The organism is Coleofasciculus sp. FACHB-1120 (assembly GCF_014698845.1).
Lineage (GTDB): Bacteria > Cyanobacteriota > Cyanobacteriia > Cyanobacteriales > FACHB-T130 > FACHB-T130.
Map to the genome: position 1 here is coordinate 84,041 of NZ_JACJTV010000009.1, position 24,280 is coordinate 108,320.

Genomic DNA, 24,280 nt, shown 5'->3' on the forward strand with positions numbered 1-24,280 from the left:
CTATCCCATGACTCCATCCTCCTCCACCACTCCAACCGCACCTACCGCTGCCCATATCGTCACGAAAACTTGGACTTGGCAAGGTTTTCCCATCTGCTACCAGACTCAAGGAACTCAAGGGCCAGCGGTGGTGCTGGTACATGGATTTGGGGCATCTTGGGGGCACTGGCGCAAAAACATCCCGGTGCTGGCTCAACATTGCCGCGTCTATGCCATTGACTTAATTGGCTTTGGTGGTTCCGCAAAACCCACTCCAGGGGGCAAGATTTCCTACACCTTTGAAACTTGGGGACAGCAACTCGCTGATTTTTGCCGCGAGGTGGTGGGAAGCCCCGTTTTTTTAGTCGGAAATTCCATCGGCTGTATTGTGGCAATGCAAGCAGCAGTCGATCATCCAGATATTATCTTGGGAACTGCCCTAATTAACTGTTCTCTGCGGCTGCTGCACGACCGCAAACGCGCCCAATTGCCTTGGTATCGCAGCTTTGGGGCACCTATTGTTCAACGACTGCTGGCAGTCAAGTGGATTGGCAAATTCTTCTTTAGCCAACTTGCCAAGCCAAAGGTAGTACGGAAGGTTCTCCTGCAAGCCTACAAGCACCCAGAAGCGGTGACTGATGAACTGGTGGATATGCTCATGGCACCCGCCTTTGATGAGGGTGCTGTGGACGTTTTTGTCGCCTTTACACGCTATTCTCAAGGGCCACTGCCGGAAGACCTGCTGCCTCTGCTGCCCTGCCCGACAATCATCCTCTGGGGAACGGAAGATCCTTGGGAACCCATCGAGCTGGGGCGAGAGTTTGCCAATTACCCGAAAATTGAGAAGTTTATTCCCATCGAAGGTGTGGGGCATTGTCCTCAGGATGAAGCGCCTGAGTTAGTTAACCCAATTTTGCAGGAGTGGATATTGCAGCTGTACTCGGACAATCAAGTTTTAGCTGAAAATCCTTAGAAGTGCTGGAATTGTGGCATCTATGCTTCAGTGCTGCACCTTTATCAACTTAATAGATAGTGCGCCTTAGTAGTGCGCCCATATTTTTCGCAATGGACATCCCAGCATTTGCTCTAGCAAGTGAATCTGGCTATTATCAAGCTCTGTGTTGGGTTGGCGTGCTTCTAGAATAAAACGAGCGAAACCAGCGGGACACTCATACCGCAGGTCATTTAGCGAACAGACAGCACCGCAACAAGGCACGATAACCATCAGCTCGTTAAATCTTGTGCAGTATGCGGTGTCCATAGCTTGTTGCCACCACCGAGTTTCCAGGTAGGATAAACAGACAGGACAGAAGATTTGTTCCAAGTTGCTACCTGGGTCAACAAATTCCACGTCATCTGTAACTCTGAGATACACCCGATCTGCCTGCGGGACAAAAGACTTGAACAATTGCAAGGTCATCTGTTGAGCTGCGGTATCAGGTACAAGCTGTGGAGCTGTTGGAATCAATCTGAGGAAGTCAACAGACATTTTAAGCCGCCCCCCAGCGCTTCCAAGTAGTCACCCACACTAGAACAATCACCTGTTTGGTAATTGGTCGCTAAGAAAAGGTTTTAAGTTTTGAGTTGAAGAACTCTCTTCAACTCAAAACTTAAAACTCTCATGACCAATTACCCATTTAAAATGAGTCTTGATTCGTACTCCTCTTCAGCCAATCTTGACCTAGCTGAATCGTCACATCCGAGACCAGGTGGCCAGTGCTTTCAATCCGCACTTCCCCAAATCCCAACGAACGGTAGATAGCTTTGGCACTATTTCCATCTCCCTGTTGAGCCACTACGTGCGTTACCCGCAACGGTTCGGGCCACGGGTCGTCAACGTAGACATTTCGGTAGCCAGCATTATTGAGCGTGTTGATTAAGGATTGCACAGCCTTGCGATCGCCCGTACTATCTTGAATCGCTACCCGGATATAGGCTGGGTCGCTTGCTTCGCCACCGTCCATTCCCTGGTCAAAATGCTGTGCCATCATTGTCCGGATGCGGCGGCGATTTGGCACCCAATAACTCACCTCATGATTCCCGTTGCCACTAAAGTCACCCGGTACCATGAGCATTTGCACTTGGGAACGGTCTGTCTTGACGCCATAACCAACTAGGGCTAACAACTCCTCAACCGTTAAGTTGGTGTCAATATGCGATTGGATAACCGAGAGAATCTTCGGCATTCTCGCCAAAGTGGTTGGATTCAGTGCTTGTTCCATCAGTGCCCGCATGACCATTTGCTGCCGCTGAATCCGCCCAATATCGCCATACTTGTCATAGCGGAAGCGCAGCAATTGCAGCACTTGATTGCCATTGAGATGTTGTTTTCCTGCTTTCAGGTTGATGTACAGGTGCTGGCTCTCATCTCGATATTTCATATCCCTGGGGACATAGACGGTAACGCCACCCAAGGCGTCCACCAGCTTCTCTACCCCCTGAACGTTAATTCGGATGTAGCGATCGATTCCGACTCCGCTGAGAAGGTCGCTGGTTGTCTTAGCACTAAGGGCTGGCCCCCCCTCAAGATTCGCGGCATTAATCTTGGTAACGCCGACTCCCTCCACAAAGGTGCGGGTATCTCGTGGGATGGATAAAGCTGCGATTTTTTGCGCCTCCGGGTCAAACCGCAGCAAAAGCATGGTATCTGATAGACCCTCGAAGGAGTTCACCAGCGCGTGGTATCCCAGATTTTTTGTTTCAGCAGGAGGGTTATCCAGGTCGGAGGAGATAACCTTGATTCCCATAACTAAGATATTGACGGGGCGGGTCAGTTCTGGCAACCGCATACTGGTACGGGAGATGCGATCGCCATCAAACACCGCTGCTTCTTCAGGACTTAGCTGGCTTTGCAGCAAGGGCGTACTGGAAAAAGACACGGCTAACAAAGCTCCCGCAGTTGCTGACAGCATTGCCACCCCAGTCAAGCCCAACCCAAGCCAAAGCCAGTTTACCTGGTTTCGTTTTTTAACAGGTCTTTTCTTGATGGGTTGATTGGATGTTTGCCCCCACGGGCGTTTTTCAGGAATTTTTCGGGCTGACACTGGCTTCCTCACACACGCAAAAAAGATAGCACGAATTTGTGTTCAAGGTAGGGGCGTGGAATCTGGCAATCTGGAGCTGGGACGTTTATCTCTAACAAAATCCGTCCTTAAGAGAGATTGCACTAGAACACTCATAGCAGTTTTTCTACCGATTTTGTGCAAAAACAGGCAAACACTGGCAAGAGTTTAACCTCATTTGGGTAGAGATGCGTAGGCTAGAGGCAGAACCAGGAGGCAGAGCCAGCTATCAAGTGCATCGGTCGAATCTTAATGAGACCTCCCCATTCCTTACTTTTGTTCAAGCAAAGCATCCGGATACAAATGGCTTGGACTCGTAACTTCGGTTGCTTTGCTTGAAAAAATACTTTGCGCCTACAACCTCTGTGCCTCATCCCAAACTGAGGCTAAGCAATAAAACACTCTTTAGGACAAGTGTTTGCGAACGACTCCCTCTGCCAGCTGGCTAACACCCGGAAGACGTACAGATTTCCGTTGCCACAGACGCACCATCAACCATAAGCTGACCAAAAAATAACCTGATGTCAGCAGACCATTGATAAATAACAAACGCAGGGTTAAAGTTTCCGAAGCTTGTGCAACTCCAGCCCCTAATAAACCGTATGCCACGAGCCAACCGAGAGCCAGCGTCACTGAAAGTCTGCTTACGGTTTGTTGTTGCCGGTTGCTATTACCTCGATACAGTGTCCAGAGGGCGGGGAAAAAACCAACCACAGGAATCAAGTAGATAAACAGCTGGTAAAGTGGGGTTTCCAACTCGTTCCTCTGGATGTCTTGATTTTCAAACGGGTCAATGTCTTTCATTTTGGTTCCACAATAGACCCCATAAATAGAACGGTTCCAGTTTGATTATCTCGAATGCAAGCGAAAAACGGGCGGTTAACAATCATCTCGAAGGGTTCCTCTGCCATCGGTGCAGATGTTGTCACTACTCCGACGGCAGTGACTGCGGCTGCTTCGGTTCCTGCTTCGTTTACTTCCACAAAGGTTTTGTGCTTGACTTGATTGAGCTGGAGTGGGATAGAACTCATCTGAGTAAAATTAGCCTTTGAGTCGAAAGCTACTTCCATGCCCAGTGCGGTGAGAGCGTCGTTGAGTTCTATGTCGTAGTCCATTTTGAAACGAGGCATCTGGATAAATCCCGGTTTCTTTTTGAACTGGGTCATCCATTGCTCCCAGTTTTCAGTATTTAGCTGCTGGTAAAAATTTGTTAGTTTAAAATTTTCTTTCGGCAGGAAAATATACAAACTAAGTTTTCCTTTTCCGTAGGGTAAGCTAACGGCTTGAAACTGGTCGTTTTCATAGTATTTATATTTATCCCTTTGAGACATCATGGGATGTTGTTTCTGAGTTCCATCGGCAAGATAGAACGGTTCAGTTGTTGTTTGCTTCTGGTCAAATTTCTTTGTCCAAGTCCCTTTGAAGTAAAGAGCGTTGATTAAAAATAGCACTTGATCGGATGGAATTTCGTTGATAATCGACTTAATTTTGCCGCCGGTATTTTGTTTAACCCAGTTATTGATGTCAGATGGAGCGCTGGGGTTTGTAAAGTCTAATCCTGCGATTTTTGCCTGGTAAAATTGGCGGTTTTTTTGAAGAAATTCCGGGTTAAATGAGACGCCCTTCTTTGCCCAAAGAGAGTTAGCAATGGTCAGTTGCACTTGGGGATCTGGATTTTCTAAGAGCGTTTTTAAGGCGTCATTGGCTTGATTGACTTCCTGTAGACTTAATCCTTGCAATTCCAGCGTTTTTGTCATTGCTTGTTGAGTATCGCCGCTAGCACCGTTGTAGGTCATCGAGAGCGCGATCGCTACACTAGAAGGTGAAACAAAAATATTCTTGCCGCTGTCCTCTTTTAAAATTTCCTTGAATAGTTTGAACCCAAATTTTGTGTTCGCTGCAACCAGTCTCGAATCTACGGTTTTTTTCTGGCGCTGACTGATGGTAGGAGATGTCTCAGGCTGCCTGGTTTCACCGATTGCAGCCTGCGGATTTTTGACCATCGAGCATCCCAAGAAACCGAGTAGGAGGAAACTGATTGATGCGATCGCTACCATTAGACTGAACGTTGGTCGCTTCATATAGCTGTTTATATTGCCGGAACATTCCTTTTCTAGAATGACGGCTAACAGCCAGGGACGTTCCAGTGGTTACGGTTTTGGCAACTGAACCGGATCGGTGAAGGTTTAAGGAGTGTGTCTATACAAGGTGCGATATTTTGTTAAACGCACCCGTATATTCTGCAATCTCAAATCGCGATTCTCTGTTTAATTGTTCCGTTTGAGTAGCTCTTTCGCGGGTACCGTCCACCAAGCTAAAGCATAGGCTTGAGTATTTTCATTGAATTTCTGACGATATTGGACGCGGATTTTGTAGCGACCTGTGGCAGGAATTTCATGAAAAATGTGTTCTACACTATCAACATCGCTTTGAGAAGACCAGATACTCTTGCTGATATCATTATCTTCGGCTCGCATCAGGTAGATATCGAGATTGTTTAAGCCGCGATCGCTAAAACTTTCCCCGACATCAAACTGCTTGTTGTTATTTAGATCTTGCAACTCCACCCGCCTGTCCCAGGCAAGCGTAATGGAGGCAAAACTCCCTTGCTGCAATGGTTGATTCAACACATAATCCTGAAATGCAGACTCCTTCACCGTGCGGTAATCCCAACCGACCAACGGCACCGGCTTTTCAGAGTTCCACTGACCGGGACTAAATTGCTGGTAAGCCCGAAAAGTGTTCATCTGTCCGGTACCCATTTGGAAGTCTAGTGGGATTTTTTGGTCTTTGTAAGCATCGGAGGCTAACCAGTCGCGGTTATCTTTGGTCAAAATTGTGCGACTCATGGCTTGGCGCAGTCCATCACCACTGTCTTTGATTTTTTCGGCGGAGTTCAGCAGGACGGCTTTCATGACTTCATGACGTCGGGCGTCTAGAGTCCAGTTGGGCTGTTGTGTTCGCAGCTGGCGATCGCTATATTCTTGTAACAACGCCACAGATGCGGTGACATGGGGAGCCGCAAAACTCGTCCCCGTCACTCGACTTTCCTTACCCTTAATATCTAATACCTCGATATGGCTACCGGGTGCCACCAAATTAATCGAGCGACGCGGGCCAACATTAATTTCTCGGTCAAGCAGACGCTTCGCAATCCCGATGGGTGCAGCGCTCAAGTTGGCAAAATCTACTTTCGTAAAAATTCCCTCGCGGCGCGTTGTATAAGCAACATTGACGCCATTATAGTTATCGGTGGGAATCGGAATCCCGCCAGTCCCTTGATTCCCCGCCACCACATAAAGCGAGTCGTGGACGCGGGCAGACCAGTCAATACACTGTGTTAGCAGAGCATTACCATCCAAAATCGGGTTTGGTCGAGAATCTCGCTCCAGAGACTCTCCAAAACTAAAGTTAATTGCCCGAACATCGTCCCCATTTTGCATTGCTACATACTGCGTGGATAAGCACTCTTCCGGTTGACCTGTTTTTTGCGGTGCGCCAACCGCAGAAGCATAAAGTCGTGCCTCTGGTGCCACTCCCGGAAAACCTTTATCCGAGCTAATCATCACGCTTGCTACCATTGCTGCGTGCCCATCGACATTGCTATCCGCTTTGGCTGGAGCATTTCGATAAAAGACTCGCATTAAGGCGAAGATTCGATTCCGGGAAACGGCTTTATCCAAACCAAATTGTCCTGGTCTTCCAATCTCTACCTGACCAATCGCAATCTTACGACCCAATAAGTTATAAGGAGGCGCGTGTAGCCTTTGGGCATCAATGCCAGCTTCTCCCAGTGATGAGGGGTCTTTCGCCAGAGAGGAAGGAGCTGTTAAGGCGGTAATTCCCAGCCCCCAAACAAGCCATGTCAGTTTTTTGAAAATCTGCTGGTGAGCCACGCAAGCTTCTCCACTGAAGTTTTGAAGGTTGTAGATTGAAGTTTTGAAGGTTGAAAGGTGAATTCACACTTCATCGTTGGGGAGAAAGTTCAGTCAAATTTAAACCCTACATCCTCTCTCCCAACCCTTTCCCTACAAAGGGCGGGGAAATAGCCCCCTTTCTTAGGATAAAAAGGAGTTAAGGACTAGGTGAATATTGCAGTTTATGGATGTCCATCTACTTGCTTCATACTTTTTTAAGGCTTGCCGCGTCTTTTGTTAAACTGAATACCAGACGAGGACGCAAGAGAGTATAAATAACCATGACCCAAACGCCATCCCAGAAGCCGATTGTTATCGCTCCATCAATCCTATCAGCTGACTTCAGTCGATTGGGAGAGGAAATTCGGGCGGTGGATGCCGCCGGTGCCGATTGGATTCACATTGATGTGATGGATGGTCGCTTTGTCCCGAATATCACCATTGGTCCGCTGATTGTAGAAGCGATTCGCCCGGTTACCCAAAAGCCCCTGGATGTCCACTTGATGATTGTGGAACCAGAAAAGTATGTAGCAGATTTTGCGAAGGCGGGGGCAGATCATATTTACGTTCATGCGGAACACAACGCTTCACCGCATCTGCACCGGACTCTAGGGCAAATCAAGGAACTGGGTAAAAAGGCGGGTGTCGTTCTCAATCCTTCTACTCCCTTGGATTTGATTGAGTATGTGCTGGAGATTTGCGATCTGGTACTGATTATGAGCGTTAACCCTGGTTTCGGCGGTCAAAGTTTTATCCCAGAGATGGTGCCGAAAATCCGGAAGTTGCGTCAAATGTGCGATGAACGCGGTTTAGATCCCTGGATTGAAGTGGATGGGGGTTTGAAAGGTAACAATACTTGGCAGGTTTTGGAAGCTGGCGCTAATGCAATTGTTGCTGGTTCTGCTGTGTTTAAGGCGAAGGATTACGCTGAAGCAATTGAAGGGATTCGTAATAGTAAGCGTCCGGCTCCTGAGTTGGCTAAAGTTTAATTTAATTAATTATGCCTGCACCCTCGAAGGGTGCGGCTACGCGAACGAAGCCTGCCTATGCAGGCTTTTTTTGTTGTTAGATGGAGGGGAATGCGATCGCATTCTCCCCCCTATCCCAAGTCCTATTTATGTCTCACACTCCCACTTGGCAATGTATACACACCCTCACCGGACATTCTAACTCCGTTATTTCCGTTGCCATTACCCCGGATGGACAGACTTTAGCTAGTGGCAGTAGTGACGAAACCATCAAGCTATGGAACCTCAGCACTGGGAGGGAACTCTACACCCTCGCGGGGCATTCAGGCTCCATTACTTCCGTTGCTATCAGCCCTGATGGGAAGATTCTAGCAAGTGGTAGTCGCGACACAACTATTAAGTTATGGAACCTCAGCACTAGAGAAGAAATTTATACCCTCACTGGTCATTCAGGCTCCATTACTTCCGTCGCTCTCAGCCCCGATGGGAAGACTCTAGCAACTGCGAGTGAAGACACAACTATCAAACTTTGGGATATTAGAACTGGGAAGGAAATCCGCACTCTGAAGTGGCAAGTAGAAGTATATTACGGTTTTTCTCTTATCTTCAGTCCAGATGGACATACTCTCATCAGTGGTAGTGGGGATGATGCTGTATTCTTAAACGCCGTAGCGTGGAATTTAACCACTGGTGAGGAAATCTGGGCAATGAGTTGGAAACAGGGTATGGATTGCATTTTTTCCATCGCCCCCAGCCCAGATGGAGAAACTTTTGCGACTTTTAATCCCCCAAACATTATGCTGTGGAATATCAAAACTGGCGAAAAAATCTATACTTTTACACAGAACCCTAACTCGTCAAATTGCTTAGCTTTTAGCCCAGACGGGAAGATTTTAGCCAGTGGTGGTATTGATTCTGAAAGCCTAGAAGATGGTAAAGAAGACGGAATCATCGAACTGTGGAATCTTGATACCAGAGAGAAAATTTGTACTCTAACGGGGCATTCATGGGGAGTTTATTCCGTCGCTTTTAGCCCGGATGGACAAACTTTAGTTAGTGGCAGTGATGACAAGACTATCAAGATTTGGCAGTTATCTTTTTAAAAAAGGACAGTTTAATTTATAGAATCTCCAGGAATTAACAAAGGTGAGCGTTAAGCTACATCTTCATGTTCAAGCAAGATTAATTGAGCGTGGTGCAACTGAGGCAGAAGTTATTGCCACTGTTGAAGGCGGTACAACATTTCCTGCTCAATTACAGCGAACAGGGTTTAGGCGTAACTTTCCCTTTAATGCTGAGTGTGCTGAGTGGCGAGGAAAATTTTATGCTACGAAGAAGGTATAGCAATCCTATTTGTGTTGTGAGCCACCCCTTCAGATACCCGACTTCTCTAAGAAGTTAAGTATCTCACCTTCACGAATTATTTAGAAGTGCTATATCGCATATATTCAAGGTTGGGTGTGATACATCCGTAGGGACATGGCATTGCCATGTCCCTAACCTTGGTGGCGGTAATGTCAGAACTGCGATATATTCCACCCAAATGAAAAACGCTATAGAAGCGATCTAACAATCAGGCAATTATGCGGGGAATAGTGCTGAATCCAAAGTATCGCCCCCAGTCTGTACAGGATTGGTTGAATTTGTTGGGATTTAATATAGGGACGGGTTTAGGAACAATACCCTCTACATAACAGATAACACTGAATCCAAAATTCTCAACACCTGCTGTAGTAGTTCATCAAACTTGGCAACAATCGTCTTTAGCCCGGAGGGGCTAATACTTGCCTCAATCAAAGCAAAAAAGTCTAGGGTAGAAACAGAGGAATCAGTGGGAGCATAGGAAATTTGATGAAGAAAGTCGCAATTGTTACGGGTGCCAATCGGGGACTGGGGTTTGAAACTTGCCGACAACTAGCAAAGAGAGATATCCAAGTTATTCTGACCAGTCGTGATGAAGCAAAGGGAAAAGCAGCCGTTGAGAAATTGCAAGCTGAAGGCTTAGATGTAGTTTTTCATCCGCTTGATGTTACCAGTGCAGAGAGTATTGAGCATCTTGCTCAGTTCATCGGCAATCAATTTGGGCGATTAGATATTCTGGTGAACAATGCTGGGATTGCGAGAGATCCTTTAGGAGATCCAGAGGGTAGTATCTTCAACACTAAGCTGAGTACCATCCACGAAACGATGGAGACAAATTTACACGGCCCATTACTCCTTTGCTAAGCGTTAATTCCGCTGATGAAAGAGCATCACTATGGGCGCGTTGTGAATGTATCATCGGGAGCAGGACAGTTATCCGACATGAACACGGGATTTCCCGCTTATCGAATGTCTAAAACCGGATTAAATGCCCTGACACGGATTTTTGCCAATGAGTTGGAAGGCACCAATATTTTAGTGAATTCTGTGTGTCCTGGCTGGGTAAGAACTGATATGGGTGGTTCAAATGCTACCAGGTCTGTGGAGCAAGGGGTTGATACGATTGTGTGGCTGGCGACCCTTCCTGATGATGGCCCCACGAGTGGTTTTTTCCGCGATCGCCAACCTATCCCTTGGTAAGCGGCATAACCCAATAAAGGTGATAGTTTAAATGTCTGTCATCCGCCTAAGGTTACATTTTTTAACTGGTATAAAAGCTCAAGCACAGGGATGTGACTAATCCCTGCAAATTGGGCATCTCCTGTTTCTATCACTATCCATTCTCCACTGTCTAATTGACCAATATCGATGGCTACATAAGGCACACCTAAGCGTTTAGATGCTAGCACTGCCAAGTTTAATACTTCTTTTTCTTCCTGGGGCGCTAACTTGCTTAAATCATCTTGCCTATCCCAATAATATCCATATTTTAAGACTTGCCTATCGTAAATAAAAACTCTAAACTCCCTTCCCATCGGGAATCCGTTTGGCGCTAGGCGCTGGTGCCGAAAGTTCACTAATTTTCTGACAATGACTCTGCCTCTCGCTCCATATTTGAGTGTTAATAACCATTTTTTAAGCTTGACTAACTCCTCCTGAGTGTTTGCTACGCATGACTTCCAACCCTGTATCTTTCTAGACTGGACTGCCCCTTTTATAAATACAGGAAATCCCAATATTTTGCCAGCTTCAACGCATTCATCAATCGATTTGATTACAATACCTTCAGTGGTTAAGTCCTGCAAGCGAGGATAAAACAAATCGAATTCCATTGCCGTTTGATGTTGCAATAGTGTATTAAGCAGTTTTATCCCCTTAGTCAAAGCTGCATTATAGATAGCCTCGTAGCGTTCAAGCTCAGGAATATATCCTATCCAGATACCGGCAGTCTCTCTAGCGTATTGAGGAATATGGTATAGGGCATTTTCAGCAGTACAGCATTGTTCAAAATTTGGTGGAATATAGTAAACTTTGTACCCCAAAAGTTGAGCCGTCTGAGTTAATAATTTATTTTCTTTGGCGCTAGCCGAGGAATTTACTTGTTTTGGTGATTCGCTCAAAACAATCATCTTTAGATATTGGATTGTTTGTGTAACATAGAAATTAGGGAGGCGCTATAAATCGGCGTCTCTACAAAAAAATTAAATAAACTATATCGCGATATCATCAGGTTGAATTATGGCTCATTTAACTCAGCGCCACCCCGAAAATGTTAGTGGCGATTTTTACGTCGATACGACTTGTATTGATTGCGATACTTGTCGTTGGATGACTCCAGAGGTATTTTATCGCACCGATGAGCAGTCAGCAGTTTATCATCAGCCAGAGAATGAGGCTGAAAGATTAAGAGCAATGCAGGCTCTTTTGTCTTGTCCTACGGCTTCGATTGGAACTGTAGAAAAGCCAAAAGACGTTAAAGATGCTCAGCACAGTTTTCCAATTTTAGTCGCTGAAAATATCTATCATTGTGGCTATCATGCAGAAAATTCCTATGGCGCTGCCAGCTATTTAATTGTGCGACCGGAAGGCAATGTGTTAGTTGATTCTCCCCGCTATACGCCTCCTCTGGTAAAGCGACTAGAGGAAATGGGAGAGATTCGCTATATGTATCTGACACACCGAGATGATGTAGTGGATCATCAAAAGTATGCCGAGCATTTTGGATGTCAGCGAATTCTCCACACCGACGAAATTTCTTCGGGTACTCGCAATGTGGAAATTCAGCTAACTGGCTTAGAACCAGTACAGTTGGAGCCAGATTTGTTAATTATCCCAGTGCCCGGTCATACAAAAGGTCACACAGTTTTACTGTACAAAAATAAATTTCTTTTCACAGGAGATCATCTCGCTTGGTCGCAGAGTCTAAACCACCTGTATGCCTTCCGCAATGCCTGTTGGTACTCTTGGCCTGAATTGCTCAAATCAATGCGAAAGCTGGCGAATTACTCCTTCGAGTGGGTGCTACCCGGTCATGGACGCCGATACCATGCTGACAATGAGACGATGCGCCAGCAGATGCAGCAGTGTATTGCCTGGATGGAAGCGCATTAAGGTCTTTTTGATTTCCCCAACGCCTCTTGAACAAGGAGGTTAAAAGCACACCGCGTAGGAAGGATAGCGCCTCAATGCGTAACTTGTGACGCGAAAAACTGATATGGCAACGGCATTCCTCACTGGGGTGCCGTTTTTTTTAACTTGATTTCCTGAAGTTAGTAATTTTGGCTGTCAAAGGTAACGGCTATGTATCCAGAATGACTAGAATCTCATGAGCGACTTCAGCCTGGTAGTTGTGGGACTGTTGACTGCTGGGAAAAACTCAACCTTGCCATCCTCAGCCGTAATGCCTCAGCCATCCGAGCGATCGCGATCGCTCGAATCAACTGAGCCTCAACCCGTTTTAAAGCATTCCGTCACGGTTGAAGTCACGCAGCCAGAATTCTCAACCTCCAATCGCTTGACTTCTCAAACCAGTCGCTTGGAGAACCTAACCTCCCTTAAAAAGGGGGAGAATTCAGTCAAAGTCCCCCTTTTTACTAGCGTAGCGGCGCGGATGCGCGGGGATTTAGGGGACTCGATCAACGTTTTGCCACTTAACCAAAAATCGTACACAGTAGCCGCAAGCGGGGGGAATGATGGGGGTAAGGGAACGGGGAATATGACTCCCCTCGCCTTGCAGGAGAGAAGTCGGGAGAGAGGTTTGGTGGCACAAATGAGTTCTCCGAATGCCTCCCAAGAGATACCCACAGTAACTCAGCCGAACGATCCGGGCTTAGAAAATCTCGTTGACGGCGATGAATCAGACGATCCGATGAGTCAATTAACCTCAGTCGATCAACTGACAGATGTTACTCCCGCCGATTGGAGTTACCAAGCCCTAAAAAACCTGACAGAACGATATGGAGTCATCTCCGGCTACCCGGATGGCAGCTTTCGCGGCAACCGTGCCCTCAGTCGCTACGAATTTGCCGCCGCCCTCAATGCTGCTCTGGAAGCAATTTTCACGCAAACCCAAGGCATTCCTAAAGATGATTTAGCAACCCTGCAACGGCTTCAACAAGATTATGCCCCCGAACTAGCAGAATTTAAAAGTCGAGTTGATAACTTAGAAAGTCGCACAGCACAGCTCGAAAATCATCAATTTTCTACCAATACTCAACTATTCGGGCAAGCAATTATTGGCTTGCAGGGAAGCAATCAAGTAGATGTGGATTTGTTCCCCAGAGATGGGGTGCCGGAACGTTCTGGTCAGGCTCAGTTGACTCTGGCAGGTAACATTCAACTGTCTCTGGCAACCTCATTTACAGGGCAGGATTTACTGCTGACGGGTCTTCAGGGTGGAAATCTCGCCTCTTCTGCACCCTATGTTTTCACGAATATGGGTCGGTTATCGACTGAGTTAGAAACCAACAACGACCTGGTTTTGAGCGACCTTTCTTATCGGTTTCCCGTTACGGATAACTTCGGCATTATTGTTGGCCCGGCTGGTGTTAACCCTGCCAATACATTTCGCGGTATCAATCCTCTGGAAGGGTCGGGAGATGGTTCGATTTCCTTATTAGGTCAGCGCAACCCCATTCTGTCAATTGGCAACGGCACGGGCGGCATTGGATTTGACTGGCAAATTAACAAGCGCCTGAGTTTACAAGCCGTCTACAGTGCTGAACTTCCTAGCTTTACCAGTAATAGCAGCCAAGGGGGACTTTTTGGTGGCAGAACCAGTGCCGGTGTGCAGTTAACAATTGCACCTACGAATAATCTAGATATCGGGTTGCACTATATTTATTCACACTCCCCCGATGGTTTGCTGGGTATCGGCACCGGGGACAATCAATTAATCTCGCCCCTGGCACCGATTATTTCGCCATCGACTTCTTTTGCTTTTAATACTCACGCCGTGGGAGCGACTTTGGCTTGGCGAGTCAATCCTAGATTGACTTTGGGAACTTGGGGCGGTTGGACTTCTTCAGATCCGGTGAATCTTTCGGGTTCTGTTGAAACTACGAATTGGATGTTATTCTCTGCGTTTCCTGACTTATTACGGCGGGGAAATTTGGGGGGAATCTTGTTGGGACAGCCGCCGAAAATTACTTCGAGTACCTTGCCAGATGGCTTCAATCTTCCCAACTTTTTGACCAATTTGAGTGGAACGCCGGGAGGGCGTCGCGACACGGCTTTGCACCTAGAACTGTTTTATCGAGCCAGATTGACGGATAATATTTTCCTGACTCCAGGGGTATTGGTGGTTTTCAACCCCGACCACAATGCGGCAAATGACACGTTAGTCGTGGGAACGATGAGAGCAACTTTCCGGTTTTAGGGAAAACCGATAGGATTAAGCGCAGGACGATTGGGGGGTGGGAAAATTGGGATAACATTCTCAGGCCATTTCAAATTCAAAGACTTGTGAAAGCTGCATTTTCCATTTGAATTAAATTCAAATTATTGCCGGATGATTGGGTCGTTAGCCCGTTCCAAGCCGTAGAATCACCGAAAGAAAAGCGATCGCGTTCGTTCGTTGCTGAAACCATAAGCTGCTGCACTTCCACCTCCGGCAGAATTCGTTCCCCCAGGGCGTTCTTGGGTGAAGGGGATTTGAGTGCAGCTCCCACATTGACAGCCGTTATTCCCAGCTTATAGGCAAACGAGAATAGAGATTTGATAGCAGAGAGCATCTTCGCCTGAAAAGACTGGGCTAACCGACTATTAGCTAACTTGGTGGCGAATTGTTGTACATCTGCCAAGGTGACATTCGCCAAAGATGTACTCGTACATTCAAGCATTCAAGAAACAGCATCGCGTCCCGCAAATAATAGCGCCTTGTGTGGGGGGATAAGCCGTGAACCCACATAGCAAGCAGCTTTCCATCCTCAGTTGAGAGAACTATTGGAGAATCAGGGACTTTTTCTAGGGAGACACTCATGTACATTCCGGTACGTGGAGGTACATAAATGTACGCTAAATGTTCGTTTAGCGTACATTAATACATACCAGAAAAACCCAAATTTTTAGGGAATTGGTAATTGTTGCCGCGAAAGTGCGGTTAGGCGACAAGCATCCATCACCCTCAAAACTTCAACTCAGAGCAAGGTAACACTTTTTTCAGATATCAAGAGGCTCAAACCCGGGATTCATGAGGGTTGAGCCTTTGGCAACTTACGGAAAGTCTAATCCTGGTTTGAACCCTGCCTACCGGATATCTAGGCTACTGATAGCGCATCTTTTAGCTGTTGTCCTGCCTTTTGCGAGTCCAACCCATAGTAGCGCCGAGCGCACCTAGTGTTATTAATGCCAACCCTGACGAAGGTTCCGGGACACTAGCGAATTCACCGCCCAGCTGTTCGATAAATGGACGATGCTCTTGAGTTCCCGTCCACCAAGAGATGTCGCCATATTCGCTGGTTAAAGTCGTTCCACCAGAGAGGACTCCGGCAATCAGCCATTCATCATTGAAGTTCACCAAAAGCGGACTGCCACTGTCACCGGGGGCTGTAGTTCCTTCGTTTGTTAGGGGCAAAGCGCTACTGCCGAAGGCGACCATAGTATTATTCTCAGCTGTTCCATTGTCAAAATCTGTGGAGAAGATGTTAGAAGTATCCGGAATGATAATTCCATCTTGACTAGCAGCATTGTCATCTCTGGCATAAAAGCTAGAAAACCCAACTTCGTCTGCCGCGTCATTAAGTGCAGCACCATTAAACAGATCGATCACATTCTCCGCTCCCCAGCGTAAGCCATCTCTTGTAAATTGATGCCCGACACTCCCCACACCGTTCAACCCAAAACCCACTGTAGTCGCCATCGAGCCAACTAAACTGCTGACATCATCAAGAAACCGCAACGGGGTGATGAACTCCGGAGAGGCAGAGGAAAGTTCTAGTATCGCAACATCTGTACCATCCAACAGGTCGTTGGTCGCATCGATTTCAAAAATGTTAGTGACTGAAATCTCTTCGATTAAAGTGTTTAGTGGGTTGCTATCGCGGAACCGAACCGCCACATTACCCGCCTCTTCACCAAAAATGCAATGCTGTGCAGTGATTACATAAAATTCCGCCATCAGTGCGCCGCTACAAAGACCGCCGCCGATGAAAATCTCAGTGACCGATGTAAACGGTGCACCTAGCATCCGAGCCGTCTCCGCTCCAGCGGTGTCATTGATCACTATAGCTTGCGCGGATGGCTCAATTGGTTGAAGTGCTACCACCCCTGTCAACGTGCAGAATGCTATCTGGCTTAGATTAGACCATTTCATTACTTAAATTCCTCAATTTATGGTCTTTAATATATTACTTATTACTGCCCTGCACCTTAATCAAAGGTTATTGTTGAGCCATGCTAGCTGCTAAAGTAGCAACATTTTTATCAATATGACTGAAGAAAAACTGTATCGTCTCATACCGATTCCTGCCAAAAAACAGCTTTACTCTGAGCGATAGCTTCATCCTATCGAATGCTTGTGAGAACACATCAAGTACAAATTAGCTTGGAAACATTGCACAACTTGAGATGAATTAAGACGAAAGTTAAAACCTGTTCAAGGGTTCCCGAAAAGCAGCAGTGCTTGCTTCTATTTGTGGATGGGATTACATCATCTCCGCTTTATTAAGTACAACTTCATAGAGAATTGGTATAAGAGCGAAAAAGCTCTGATAAATGAATTAACCCGTTGCGGTTTCGGCAAATTTCGCCAGTATATGTGATTGAGTGAGGCACAAACTGGCGGAAGCTTTGCTTTACCATTGATGCGATCGCTCTATTTTTTGGTTCACACTGATGGGAAAGAATATTTATGCGATCGCTATCTTCAAAAACTCAGCTGAGCTTGAGCTTACTGATTAGCAGTAGTTTAACCGCTACGATCGTTGGCTTGGGAGCAAATGGTGCTTTTGCCCAAGTAACCATTAACAGTACTGGCACAGTCACGGGTACCTTTACCCTTCCCCCTGCCAACCCAAATTTCAACCAAAGCACGACGAGAGTTGATACTAATGCCGCAGGGCAATATTTCCGCAACGGCGTCCTCGTCTACACTGCACCCAACCCTGGCTATGTGGGAACCAAAGCGGATGGCACTCATTATGTAGACTTTCGCGGTATTCCCGTTGTCTCTACGAATGGAACCATTACCTCTCCGGTTCTGACTAGCGGTAACCTTCAACCCAAAAAGCAAACTGGCCAAGAAGGAACCACCTTATTTGGAACAATTCAGGATGAATTTGTCGCCAGAGGCTTCTGGGAAGGCGTTGTCACCGATCCAAAAACCGGGCAACAGTATCAAGGTGTATTTGAAATTAGGGGTCAAGGGCCTAGATATAGTGATGCCAATGGAGGCACCAGTCCCACGGTATTTGATTTTGGATCTGAATACAATTTCGGCAACAACTTGCCCCCTACTGTACCAAAACCCCTTCCTAGTTTTACTATCCCTGCCGGTGGTATGCCGGTGAAATTACAGGTAAAAGTGCCTGCGGATGCCGTCTTGGTTAGTCCAACACCAGCGCCAGCGCCAGCACCAGCGCCAGCGCCAGCACCAACACCCGCACCCGCACCTACATCTTCCTCAACACCAACGCCAGCGCCAGCACCCGCCCCAGCACCCATCAGCAGTGGCGGTAGTCCAGCAAGTAGTCCAGCGAGTGGAGGAACCCCATCCCCATCCGGGACAAATGTGCCACCCTCACTCTTCAGCCGCAATGACTCTACTGTAGTCAATCATGTGGTCTTAGATTCCACGGCAGCTGCAACCAGTTGTACGCCCAAGTCAGACAGCAACTCAACAAATGTCTCATCTTCTGTCAACGAACAGACGGCAGAATGCGCCGAGTTGACGACATCTGAGCAACCCATTGGACCTCGGAGTCGAGTGCTGCTGCGTTAAAAAAGGAACGTAGATTAAATAACTTATATTCATTCACGTTCTGTAGGGGCATGGCAATCAAAAAGCCCCTACGCAAAAATAGGAGGTTTTAATCAATCCACGATCCGGAGGGTCTGTCAAGGTTAAGTTGAGGAGTAGGTTCACAGCTAACCTACAAAGCGTTAAAACATAATTGACTAAATGCTTCTAGCCAGTACAGACTCATCAATTGGCTAGAAGTGGAGAAGGCGTCACGCGCCACAATTGCTCTAGGCGATTTGCTGGCATCGTCAAATACAAAATATCGCCAGCACTGAGGTAAGTTTCCAAAACATCCCAGCCATGGATTGTTTGGCAATGGGTTTCGATATACAAAGGTACAAAGTCGGCGTCCATTGCCGATTCTTGAACGCGCTTGCCACAAAATGGATGCCCTGGTGTAATCATGGTGGCTAAGGCGATCCAGAGACTGTCGCCGGTTATCCCATTGCCTAAAATTCGTCCTCCTAAAGCTGCTGCTGCGAAGGAAGGTGCGGCTAATTCAGTCGGACTCAGCACGGCATCAAATTCAAATACCTTTTGCGCTTGGGACGCAAAGTGGGGGTCTTGATTTCGCACTACGACGGCTAACTTTGGTGCAGTCCCTTTGGCACTGAGGGCAATCTCTAAATTCGCCATATCGTCGCTGGTGACAGCTAAGAGGGCATCTGCTTTTTCCACATTGGCAGCTTTTAGGGTGGCAGATAAACTGGCATCTCCTTGAATGATTGGCACTTTCAAAGCGCGGACGGTGTTGAGAAAGCGATTGTTAGCGTCGCGTTCGATGACAACTACCTCATGTCCGTGGGTATGGAGTTGGTTGACGATTTGAACTCCGATACCACCAAGTCCGCACACAATGTAGTGATTTCGCGCTGGAACCCGTGCAGCGTCCCAAAATTGTTTGAATCGGGTGCCTAAAACAAAATCGTTGAGGAGAGCATAGCAAATCCCAATTACACCGGCACCGACGAGCATCATCATTGCGGTAAAGATTTTAATGCTGTTGGGTGCGTGTTCTGCGACTTTCTCATTACCACCGGCACCCGTAATCATGCCAACCGAAAAATAAAGGGAGTCAACGACAGAAATCTTTGCATCGACACACACATAAGTCAGGGTGGCAATAAAAATAGTGATCAGGAGGACTAGGGTAACAACTGCTATCGGTTGACCGTATTGCGGAAACTGTTGGAAGTTGGTCAGGACTTTAAATAGTTTCGGAAGTACGGGTTTGCGGGAGGTGCGGACGCTGGGTTGGGTGCCAACAATTAAGCGATCGCCTATTTGCAACTTTTTCCCATACACGACGGCAGAAATGAGATCTATCTGACCGTCCACCGGCAAATAGTAAATCAGCATCCGAGAACGGTCTTCCCACATATCACTTAACTGGCAACCGATCCAAGGATGCATTTCATGGATATATTCTTCGTGGATCGGCCAAGTTTGGTTAAACAGCCGCAACTGTCCGATCGCTCGACTTCCCAAGGCGGCAAAGGCAAATACGGGTGCTGCTAGGGCAGCAACGCTCATGGTGACGTGATCGGCAAGCGTCTGGTTGAGGCGATCGCCCAAGCTCGTATTAAACAACCGATTGATAATCCGAATCCGAGGATTGAGAACTCGTGCCTGGGTGAGAATCGCTAAGTTCAGCGCCTCGTCTTCCCCAGCCAGCACTAACGTTTGGGCTTCCTGAATCCCCGCTGCTTTTAGGGTAGAAGCTGCCCGTAATTCTCCAATTACGACATCATAATCTTCACCCGGAATCGATTCGGCATGGATGCCAATCACGCTGGCTCCCTGCTGTCTTAGCAAGCAAAATATTTTATACCCAGTCAGACCTAAGCCACAGACAATAATTTTGGGTTTCATCCCGCCTAATCACTGCCTAAATATTCGTGCAATTGAATATTCTTACTGAGTTCCGCTCCAAGGACTGTAGCCATATACACCGCCAAGACATTGCTTGTCTTCAGGCGGTCGGAACGATCGCTGAATACACCATGCAGGCGATCGCGCGGTAAAATCCTTTAGATTTTGCACCAAATTACGATAACTCCCCTAGAAAATCCACCCAAAAATCGATTTCTTAGTAGGTTTTGAGGCTAATTGAGAATAGTGCAAGATGTCAAACTCACTTCTTTTTTGCGTTGTTGCGTGTGCGGATTGCTAGGTGCTGCTACGTGTTTTTTTCGGCTTCTCCTTGGAAACTTTAGAGCTTGTGGCTACTTGTGGGTTAGTTTCAAGAACAGGTCTGCCCTTTGGGAGAATTAGCAAACAGGTTGATTAGGTTATCATGTTAGTCATCCACACTTGGCTCGTTGCGTCGGAGTCAAGGTCCTCTAATTAGTGGGTATCAAAGGGTGTATCTTCCCTATTTAGATATTGAGTCATTAAAATTAAATAGACTTTAAAGCCTGAGTCTAGCTTCCAAAAATATGTTTAAAATCAATTATAAAAAAATCTGTTAAATCAATGAATTACCATGTAATTTACGACGGCAACTGTAATCTCTGCGTCTCTCTCGTGCAACTGCTGGAAAATTTAGATCGGGGACAGATGTTTCAGTACATCCCGATGCAAGATCCAGAAGCTCTCAAACACTTTGGAATTACCTCCCAAGATTGTGAAATGGGAATGATTTTGATTAATGCCGATACGCCTGAGAAACGTTGGCAGGGAAGTGATGCGGCAGAAGAAATTGGGCGATTATTGCCAATGGGCAGCGTATTTGTGGATGCATATCGAGCTTTACCGGGGGTGAAGTGGATGGGCGATCGCACTTACGAACAAATCCGCGATAACCGTTACACCATCTTTGGCAAACGTTCTTCTACTTATCAATCTACTTACCCAGCGAGTTTTTGTTCTACAGGATGCGTTACGGAATAAGAACTCACCAAAACATTTGGTAGAAAACTGAAAGCGATCGCCCAAACAAGGCAACATCCTAAAAGTAGAGGTGCAGCATTGGGATACTCTCGCCAAAGCTTTCCTTCCCCAGGTAGACGCTAGGCAGTAGTTTTCGTTTTTAAAATAATAGTTAGCTGTCGCTGTCCTGTTGCGACAAGTCGCCATCTTTTAAGCGGCGACTTGGTTTTGCAATTGCTGCCTTGGGGCGGTCATTTAAAAAGGGCGAGAAAAAACTTTATCAAGGTTTGATCGGGGGGTTATCTACTGCTGTAGCGACTAGCTGCGAAGTAGATTTAGGAGATTCGGGCAATGAACAATAGATTTACGAATAATCGGGTTGCCGATAGAACTAAGAGATTTTCCGAAGGATTTTGGAACAGTGGCGGCGCGATCGCATTAGTGCTGCTTGCCATGCTTCTTCCCGCTTGTGTAGCTGTCGAGAAAGAAGCGGCTGCCCCTGAACCTACCACAGCCGTTGAAAAAGTTTCTCAAAACACGGATCAACTGATCGGTCAGACGGTGACGGTCAGTGGCGAAGTTGAAGAAATTGTTGGTCCCAAAGCGTTTCAGTTAGAAGACGACAAAATATTCAGTGGCGAAAAAGTGTTGGTTTTGAATGCAGTTCCTGCCGCAGTTGCGATCGCTGAAGGTAAGAATGTTACGGTGACAGGGCAAGTTCGTAAATTCGTCCTGGCTGATTTCGAGAAAGAGTACAACTTAACGAACGATTTAAATGTCAAGAAGAAAATGACAGCCGAATTTGAAGGCAAGCCGGTAATTATTGCTCAGACAACCCAAGTCATCGAGTAATTCACTAGGGATTACCCATTCGACTTAAGCGATTTCTTCGCTGTTGAATAGTTCAAATATTTGCCGACAAAAGTGCTTCAGCTTTTCCCCCACTTCAGCCACTGGCTGGGATTCGCCGACAAACTGCCACTCCTCTACGGTCGAGAGTAGCCACTGTTTGCCTTTATGGTCAAAACCTGCCAATTCGACACCGATGGCGCGGCGAATCCCGGTCACGGGGTCTTCGTGAAAGCGAATCTGTACCAAAATGCTGCGGCTTTGAAATAAGCGACTTCTGCCAGGAAAATGGAAGCCGATATCAATTGAATCCGGATCGACTAACTCTCTAGTATCCGGGTCGTTTGCCCAAGGTTTTAAATCTGCTTTTGCATCAGGAAACTCAGATTTGTAGAGATTGACAACAGCAGCAATCTTAGTAGCGACTTCTATGTTTATGGCCTGTTCAGCTGCATTCACTTCGCTTGGGTTCCCCTAAACTTACGCTTTTTCAGTTGTTTTGGCGTTTAAATATAACAGGATGTTCTCTATTTCGCAACTTGGTAGAGCATCCTTCTTTAAGTTTATTCATTGACGCGATAAGAATGGTAATTCTGGATACTATACAAGTGCCATTTTTTAAGGTATATTTAAATAATGGAAATATGTGCATTTTTAAAAATTTCGGTTATATTTTCATTGTAAAGAATCATTATAAAATAAATTTAAATTACTAATAATATACCAGAAAAAACTGCTAAATCATCATGAAATCATTGAACTTCTAATATTTCAACAGCAGAATTTTAGATGCAATTTTAACCAGAATACTAAAATTGAAACTTGACTTGCTTTGCCGGAGATTCCCGCTTTTGCGGTAAGCTCAAGCAACCGGGAGATGTGCAGGCAAAGATAGTGTCAACCAATGAGCAATTAATCAAGATCGGTTCCTTGGAATGGTTTTACCGGGAAGAGAATCCGATTGGTAGAAGTGATAACCTGCCAGTTCTGCTGCTGCACGGGTTGCCGTCGCAGAGTTATAGCTGGAGCGGGGTAATGCCCGGATTAGCAGAGAAAGGGTATAGAGCGATCGCGCCTGACTGGATTGGTTTTGGCTTCTCGGCGAAACCCGACCGGCGAGACTTTGCGTATACACCCGATACCTTCATTAACGCGCTAGCAGAATTCATCCAACACCTGGAAATCGAGCGATTCTATCTGGTCGTTCAGGGATTTTTGGGTTCTGTGGGACTCCAGTACGCCCTGCGTCATCCAGACAAAATCGAGCGGTTGGTTATCCTCAATACACCTGTGTCAACGACTGCCAAGCTGCCTTGGAAAATTCAACAACTAGGTCTGCCTTTTGTCGGCGATATGATGACGCAAGACCCGCTCTTGGTGGACAGAACTTTAGAAGGTGGTAGCCGTTACGTCATCCCAGATAAGGACTTAGATGTTTACCGCCGTCCCTACCTCAAAAGTTCGGATGCGGGGCGAAGTCTCCTGTACACAGTACGGAATCTCCAGCTTCAGCAGTCGATGGCAGAAATAGAATCCGGTTTTCAAAACTGGACGCAGCCAACTTTAATTGCCTGGGGGATGAAAGACCCCTGGCTTCCCTTCACTCAAGCGCAACAGCTAGGGAGTTCCATCCAGAAGGCAGAAATCATGAAGATGGAAGAAGTCGGGCATTATCCTCAAGACCATTGGTCGGACAAGGTCAGCGATGCGATTCAAGGGTTTTTGCGTCGTCAGGCAATTAAGTAATGGGTGGATATCATCTCTTTTTCTCTTCTCCTCTCGCGTTTTCCCGATTTTTCTCTAAAATAACAGGGGAAATTTGATTCATGGTTTCAAAAAATAGCATGATGGCACGTTATCGGTCTATTTTGGGTTTGATTTTGGCAATGGTAGCCACATTTCTGGTTAGTTGCGGTAGTGGGACTGCGGCAACGAAATCGGCTCCTAGCTACACGGCGACTCAGATTGAGCAGATTCAGCAATCGCTTCCGGGAATTCAAGAACAGCGCGATCGCCTTAACACATTGCAAACCCTAATCCAACAACGGCGGTGGGTAGATGTGGGTACATTTATTCACGGGCCACTGGGAGATTTGCGACGGAATATGAACCGTGTGGCGGATAGCTTGGTTCCCAAGGACCAACAGGCGGCGCGTCAAGCAGGAAAAGATTTGTTCAGCGATCTGGTCAGAATTGATCAGGCTGCGAAAGAGGCAGATTATCAGCAAGCGGTGACAAATTTCCGCTCTGCATTGCAAGAGTTCGACGCCTTCTTGAACTTAATTCCGAAGGCATAGCCAATTAAGGGGTAAT

At 46.6% G+C, this 24,280-nt stretch carries 22 protein-coding genes and 1 pseudogene; 13 read left to right on the forward strand and 10 right to left on the reverse strand.

Annotated features, from left to right (window positions below; translation table 11 throughout):
• Nucleotides 1-7 precede the first annotated feature (7 nt).
• A complete protein-coding gene (locus H6H02_RS11125) occupies nucleotides 8-952 on the forward strand; it encodes an alpha/beta fold hydrolase (RefSeq protein WP_190817679.1) in 945 nt (314 codons plus the stop codon).
• Nucleotides 953-1,018: 66 nt separating this feature from the next.
• On the opposite strand, the gene H6H02_RS11130 is transcribed toward H6H02_RS11125, so the two are convergent.
• The 5 genes from H6H02_RS11130 to H6H02_RS11150 form a co-directional block, all read right to left on the reverse strand.
• The gene (locus H6H02_RS11130; RefSeq protein ID WP_190817547.1) at nucleotides 1,019-1,468 is read right to left on the reverse strand and encodes a hypothetical protein; all 450 of its coding nucleotides are present in this window, start codon (nucleotides 1,466-1,468) and stop codon (nucleotides 1,019-1,021) included.
• 148 nt (nucleotides 1,469-1,616) lie between these two features.
• Nucleotides 1,617-3,023: an LCP family protein gene (locus tag H6H02_RS11135; protein WP_190817549.1), complete on the reverse strand. Its 1,407-nt coding sequence runs from the start codon at nucleotides 3,021-3,023 to the stop codon at nucleotides 1,617-1,619.
• 423 nt (nucleotides 3,024-3,446) lie between these two features.
• Nucleotides 3,447-3,845, reverse strand: a complete 399-nt coding sequence (locus tag H6H02_RS11140) for a hypothetical protein (protein ID WP_190817551.1) — start codon at nucleotides 3,843-3,845, stop codon at nucleotides 3,447-3,449.
• Nucleotides 3,842-5,122, reverse strand: coding sequence for a serpin family protein (locus H6H02_RS11145; RefSeq protein WP_190817553.1), 1,281 nt, complete (start codon nucleotides 5,120-5,122; stop codon nucleotides 3,842-3,844). The genes H6H02_RS11140 and H6H02_RS11145 overlap by 4 nt, the downstream gene beginning before the upstream one ends.
• A gap of 186 nt (nucleotides 5,123-5,308) precedes the next feature.
• Entirely contained in the window at nucleotides 5,309-6,937 is a 1,629-nt protein-coding gene (locus H6H02_RS11150) for a S8 family serine peptidase (protein ID WP_347342603.1), read from the reverse strand.
• A 302-nt stretch (nucleotides 6,938-7,239) separates the two neighbouring features.
• On the opposite strand from H6H02_RS11150, the gene rpe reads away from it, so the two are divergent.
• The 4 genes and pseudogenes from rpe to H6H02_RS11170 all read left to right on the forward strand — a co-directional run bounded on the left by rpe (nucleotide 7,240) and on the right by H6H02_RS11170 (nucleotide 10,488).
• On the forward strand, nucleotides 7,240-7,947 hold the full coding sequence (rpe, locus tag H6H02_RS11155; protein ID WP_190817555.1) for a ribulose-phosphate 3-epimerase: 708 nt from the start codon (nucleotides 7,240-7,242) through the stop codon (nucleotides 7,945-7,947).
• A gap of 128 nt (nucleotides 7,948-8,075) precedes the next feature.
• The gene (locus H6H02_RS11160) at nucleotides 8,076-9,029 is read left to right on the forward strand and encodes a WD40 repeat domain-containing protein (protein WP_190817558.1); all 954 of its coding nucleotides are present in this window, start codon (nucleotides 8,076-8,078) and stop codon (nucleotides 9,027-9,029) included.
• Nucleotides 9,030-9,072: 43 nt separating this feature from the next.
• Nucleotides 9,073-9,270: a hypothetical protein gene (locus H6H02_RS11165; protein WP_242040666.1), complete on the forward strand. Its 198-nt coding sequence runs from the start codon at nucleotides 9,073-9,075 to the stop codon at nucleotides 9,268-9,270.
• A 507-nt stretch (nucleotides 9,271-9,777) separates the two neighbouring features.
• A pseudogene (locus H6H02_RS11170) lies at nucleotides 9,778-10,488 on the forward strand (SDR family oxidoreductase).
• Nucleotides 10,489-10,526: 38 nt separating this feature from the next.
• Here the strand turns inward: H6H02_RS11170 and H6H02_RS11175 are convergent.
• Nucleotides 10,527-11,417: an ATP-grasp domain-containing protein gene (locus H6H02_RS11175; protein WP_190817559.1), complete on the reverse strand. Its 891-nt coding sequence runs from the start codon at nucleotides 11,415-11,417 to the stop codon at nucleotides 10,527-10,529.
• A gap of 109 nt (nucleotides 11,418-11,526) precedes the next feature.
• Here H6H02_RS11175 and H6H02_RS11180 point away from each other — a divergent pair, with 109 nt between their 5' ends.
• Both H6H02_RS11180 and H6H02_RS11185 read left to right on the forward strand, forming a co-directional pair.
• A complete protein-coding gene (locus H6H02_RS11180; RefSeq protein ID WP_190817561.1) occupies nucleotides 11,527-12,399 on the forward strand; it encodes an MBL fold metallo-hydrolase in 873 nt (290 codons plus the stop codon).
• Nucleotides 12,400-12,613: 214 nt separating this feature from the next.
• Nucleotides 12,614-14,665 (forward strand): iron uptake porin, encoded by a 2,052-nt coding sequence (locus tag H6H02_RS11185; protein ID WP_190817563.1) that lies wholly within the window; start codon nucleotides 12,614-12,616, stop codon nucleotides 14,663-14,665.
• A 76-nt stretch (nucleotides 14,666-14,741) separates the two neighbouring features.
• On the opposite strand, the gene H6H02_RS11190 is transcribed toward H6H02_RS11185, so the two are convergent.
• Nucleotides 14,742-15,128, reverse strand: coding sequence for a site-specific integrase (locus tag H6H02_RS11190; protein WP_190817565.1), 387 nt, complete (start codon nucleotides 15,126-15,128; stop codon nucleotides 14,742-14,744).
• A gap of 440 nt (nucleotides 15,129-15,568) precedes the next feature.
• Complete coding sequence (locus tag H6H02_RS11195) at nucleotides 15,569-16,600, reverse strand: trypsin-like serine protease (RefSeq protein WP_190817567.1); 1,032 nt, start codon at nucleotides 16,598-16,600, stop codon at nucleotides 15,569-15,571.
• Nucleotides 16,601-17,137: 537 nt separating this feature from the next.
• Here H6H02_RS11195 and H6H02_RS11200 point away from each other — a divergent pair.
• Nucleotides 17,138-18,226 (forward strand): hypothetical protein, encoded by a 1,089-nt coding sequence (locus tag H6H02_RS11200; RefSeq protein ID WP_199329112.1) that lies wholly within the window; start codon nucleotides 17,138-17,140, stop codon nucleotides 18,224-18,226.
• Between the two features lie 204 nt (nucleotides 18,227-18,430).
• Here the strand turns inward: H6H02_RS11200 and H6H02_RS11205 are convergent, their stop codons facing one another.
• Nucleotides 18,431-20,119 (reverse strand): NAD-binding protein, encoded by a 1,689-nt coding sequence (locus tag H6H02_RS11205; protein WP_190817569.1) that lies wholly within the window; start codon nucleotides 20,117-20,119, stop codon nucleotides 18,431-18,433.
• Nucleotides 20,120-20,145: 26 nt separating this feature from the next.
• Between H6H02_RS11205 and H6H02_RS27620 the strand changes: the two genes are divergently transcribed.
• From H6H02_RS27620 to H6H02_RS11215, 3 genes are all read left to right on the forward strand, one after another.
• Nucleotides 20,146-20,271, forward strand: coding sequence for a hypothetical protein (locus H6H02_RS27620; RefSeq protein WP_277922547.1), 126 nt, complete (start codon nucleotides 20,146-20,148; stop codon nucleotides 20,269-20,271).
• 451 nt (nucleotides 20,272-20,722) lie between these two features.
• Nucleotides 20,723-21,139, forward strand: coding sequence for a DCC1-like thiol-disulfide oxidoreductase family protein (locus tag H6H02_RS11210; RefSeq protein ID WP_190817571.1), 417 nt, complete (start codon nucleotides 20,723-20,725; stop codon nucleotides 21,137-21,139).
• 330 nt (nucleotides 21,140-21,469) lie between these two features.
• Nucleotides 21,470-21,970, forward strand: coding sequence for a hypothetical protein (locus H6H02_RS11215; RefSeq protein ID WP_190817573.1), 501 nt, complete (start codon nucleotides 21,470-21,472; stop codon nucleotides 21,968-21,970).
• Between the two features lie 24 nt (nucleotides 21,971-21,994).
• On the opposite strand, the gene H6H02_RS11220 is transcribed toward H6H02_RS11215, so the two are convergent.
• Nucleotides 21,995-22,426 carry a hypothetical protein gene (locus tag H6H02_RS11220; RefSeq protein ID WP_190817575.1) on the reverse strand — a complete coding sequence of 144 codons (432 nt, stop codon included), beginning with the start codon at nucleotides 22,424-22,426 and terminating at the stop codon, nucleotides 21,995-21,997.
• Nucleotides 22,427-22,861: 435 nt separating this feature from the next.
• On the opposite strand from H6H02_RS11220, the gene H6H02_RS11225 reads away from it, so the two are divergent.
• Both H6H02_RS11225 and psbQ read left to right on the forward strand, forming a co-directional pair.
• Nucleotides 22,862-23,713 carry an alpha/beta fold hydrolase gene (locus H6H02_RS11225; protein WP_190817685.1) on the forward strand — a complete coding sequence of 284 codons (852 nt, stop codon included), beginning with the start codon at nucleotides 22,862-22,864 and terminating at the stop codon, nucleotides 23,711-23,713.
• A gap of 80 nt (nucleotides 23,714-23,793) precedes the next feature.
• Entirely contained in the window at nucleotides 23,794-24,264 is a 471-nt protein-coding gene (gene psbQ, locus H6H02_RS11230; protein ID WP_242040667.1) for a photosystem II protein PsbQ, read from the forward strand.
• Nucleotides 24,265-24,280: the final 16 nt, after the last annotated feature.

What these genes read in the sequence shown, in the direction of transcription:
- H6H02_RS11125 (WP_190817679.1), top strand. Translation starts at nt 8, where the DNA reads ATGACTCCATCCTCCTCCACCACTCCAACCGCACCTACCGCTGCCCAT.
- H6H02_RS11130 (WP_190817547.1), bottom strand. Translation starts at nt 1,468, where the DNA reads ATGTCTGTTGACTTCCTCAGATTGATTCCAACAGCTCCACAGCTTGTA.
- H6H02_RS11140 (WP_190817551.1), bottom strand. Translation starts at nt 3,845, where the DNA reads ATGAAAGACATTGACCCGTTTGAAAATCAAGACATCCAGAGGAACGAG.
- H6H02_RS11145 (WP_190817553.1), bottom strand. Translation starts at nt 5,122, where the DNA reads ATGAAGCGACCAACGTTCAGTCTAATGGTAGCGATCGCATCAATCAGT.
- rpe (WP_190817555.1), top strand. Translation starts at nt 7,240, where the DNA reads ATGACCCAAACGCCATCCCAGAAGCCGATTGTTATCGCTCCATCAATC.
- H6H02_RS11160 (WP_190817558.1), top strand. Translation starts at nt 8,076, where the DNA reads ATGTCTCACACTCCCACTTGGCAATGTATACACACCCTCACCGGACAT.
- H6H02_RS11175 (WP_190817559.1), bottom strand. Translation starts at nt 11,417, where the DNA reads ATGATTGTTTTGAGCGAATCACCAAAACAAGTAAATTCCTCGGCTAGC.
- H6H02_RS11180 (WP_190817561.1), top strand. Translation starts at nt 11,527, where the DNA reads ATGGCTCATTTAACTCAGCGCCACCCCGAAAATGTTAGTGGCGATTTT.
- H6H02_RS11185 (WP_190817563.1), top strand. Translation starts at nt 12,614, where the DNA reads ATGAGCGACTTCAGCCTGGTAGTTGTGGGACTGTTGACTGCTGGGAAA.
- H6H02_RS11190 (WP_190817565.1), bottom strand. Translation starts at nt 15,128, where the DNA reads ATGCTTGAATGTACGAGTACATCTTTGGCGAATGTCACCTTGGCAGAT.
- H6H02_RS11195 (WP_190817567.1), bottom strand. Translation starts at nt 16,600, where the DNA reads ATGAAATGGTCTAATCTAAGCCAGATAGCATTCTGCACGTTGACAGGG.
- H6H02_RS11200 (WP_199329112.1), top strand. Translation starts at nt 17,138, where the DNA reads ATGCGATCGCTATCTTCAAAAACTCAGCTGAGCTTGAGCTTACTGATT.
- H6H02_RS11205 (WP_190817569.1), bottom strand. Translation starts at nt 20,119, where the DNA reads ATGAAACCCAAAATTATTGTCTGTGGCTTAGGTCTGACTGGGTATAAA.
- H6H02_RS11210 (WP_190817571.1), top strand. Translation starts at nt 20,723, where the DNA reads ATGAATTACCATGTAATTTACGACGGCAACTGTAATCTCTGCGTCTCT.
- H6H02_RS11215 (WP_190817573.1), top strand. Translation starts at nt 21,470, where the DNA reads ATGAACAATAGATTTACGAATAATCGGGTTGCCGATAGAACTAAGAGA.
- psbQ (WP_242040667.1), top strand. Translation starts at nt 23,794, where the DNA reads ATGGTTTCAAAAAATAGCATGATGGCACGTTATCGGTCTATTTTGGGT.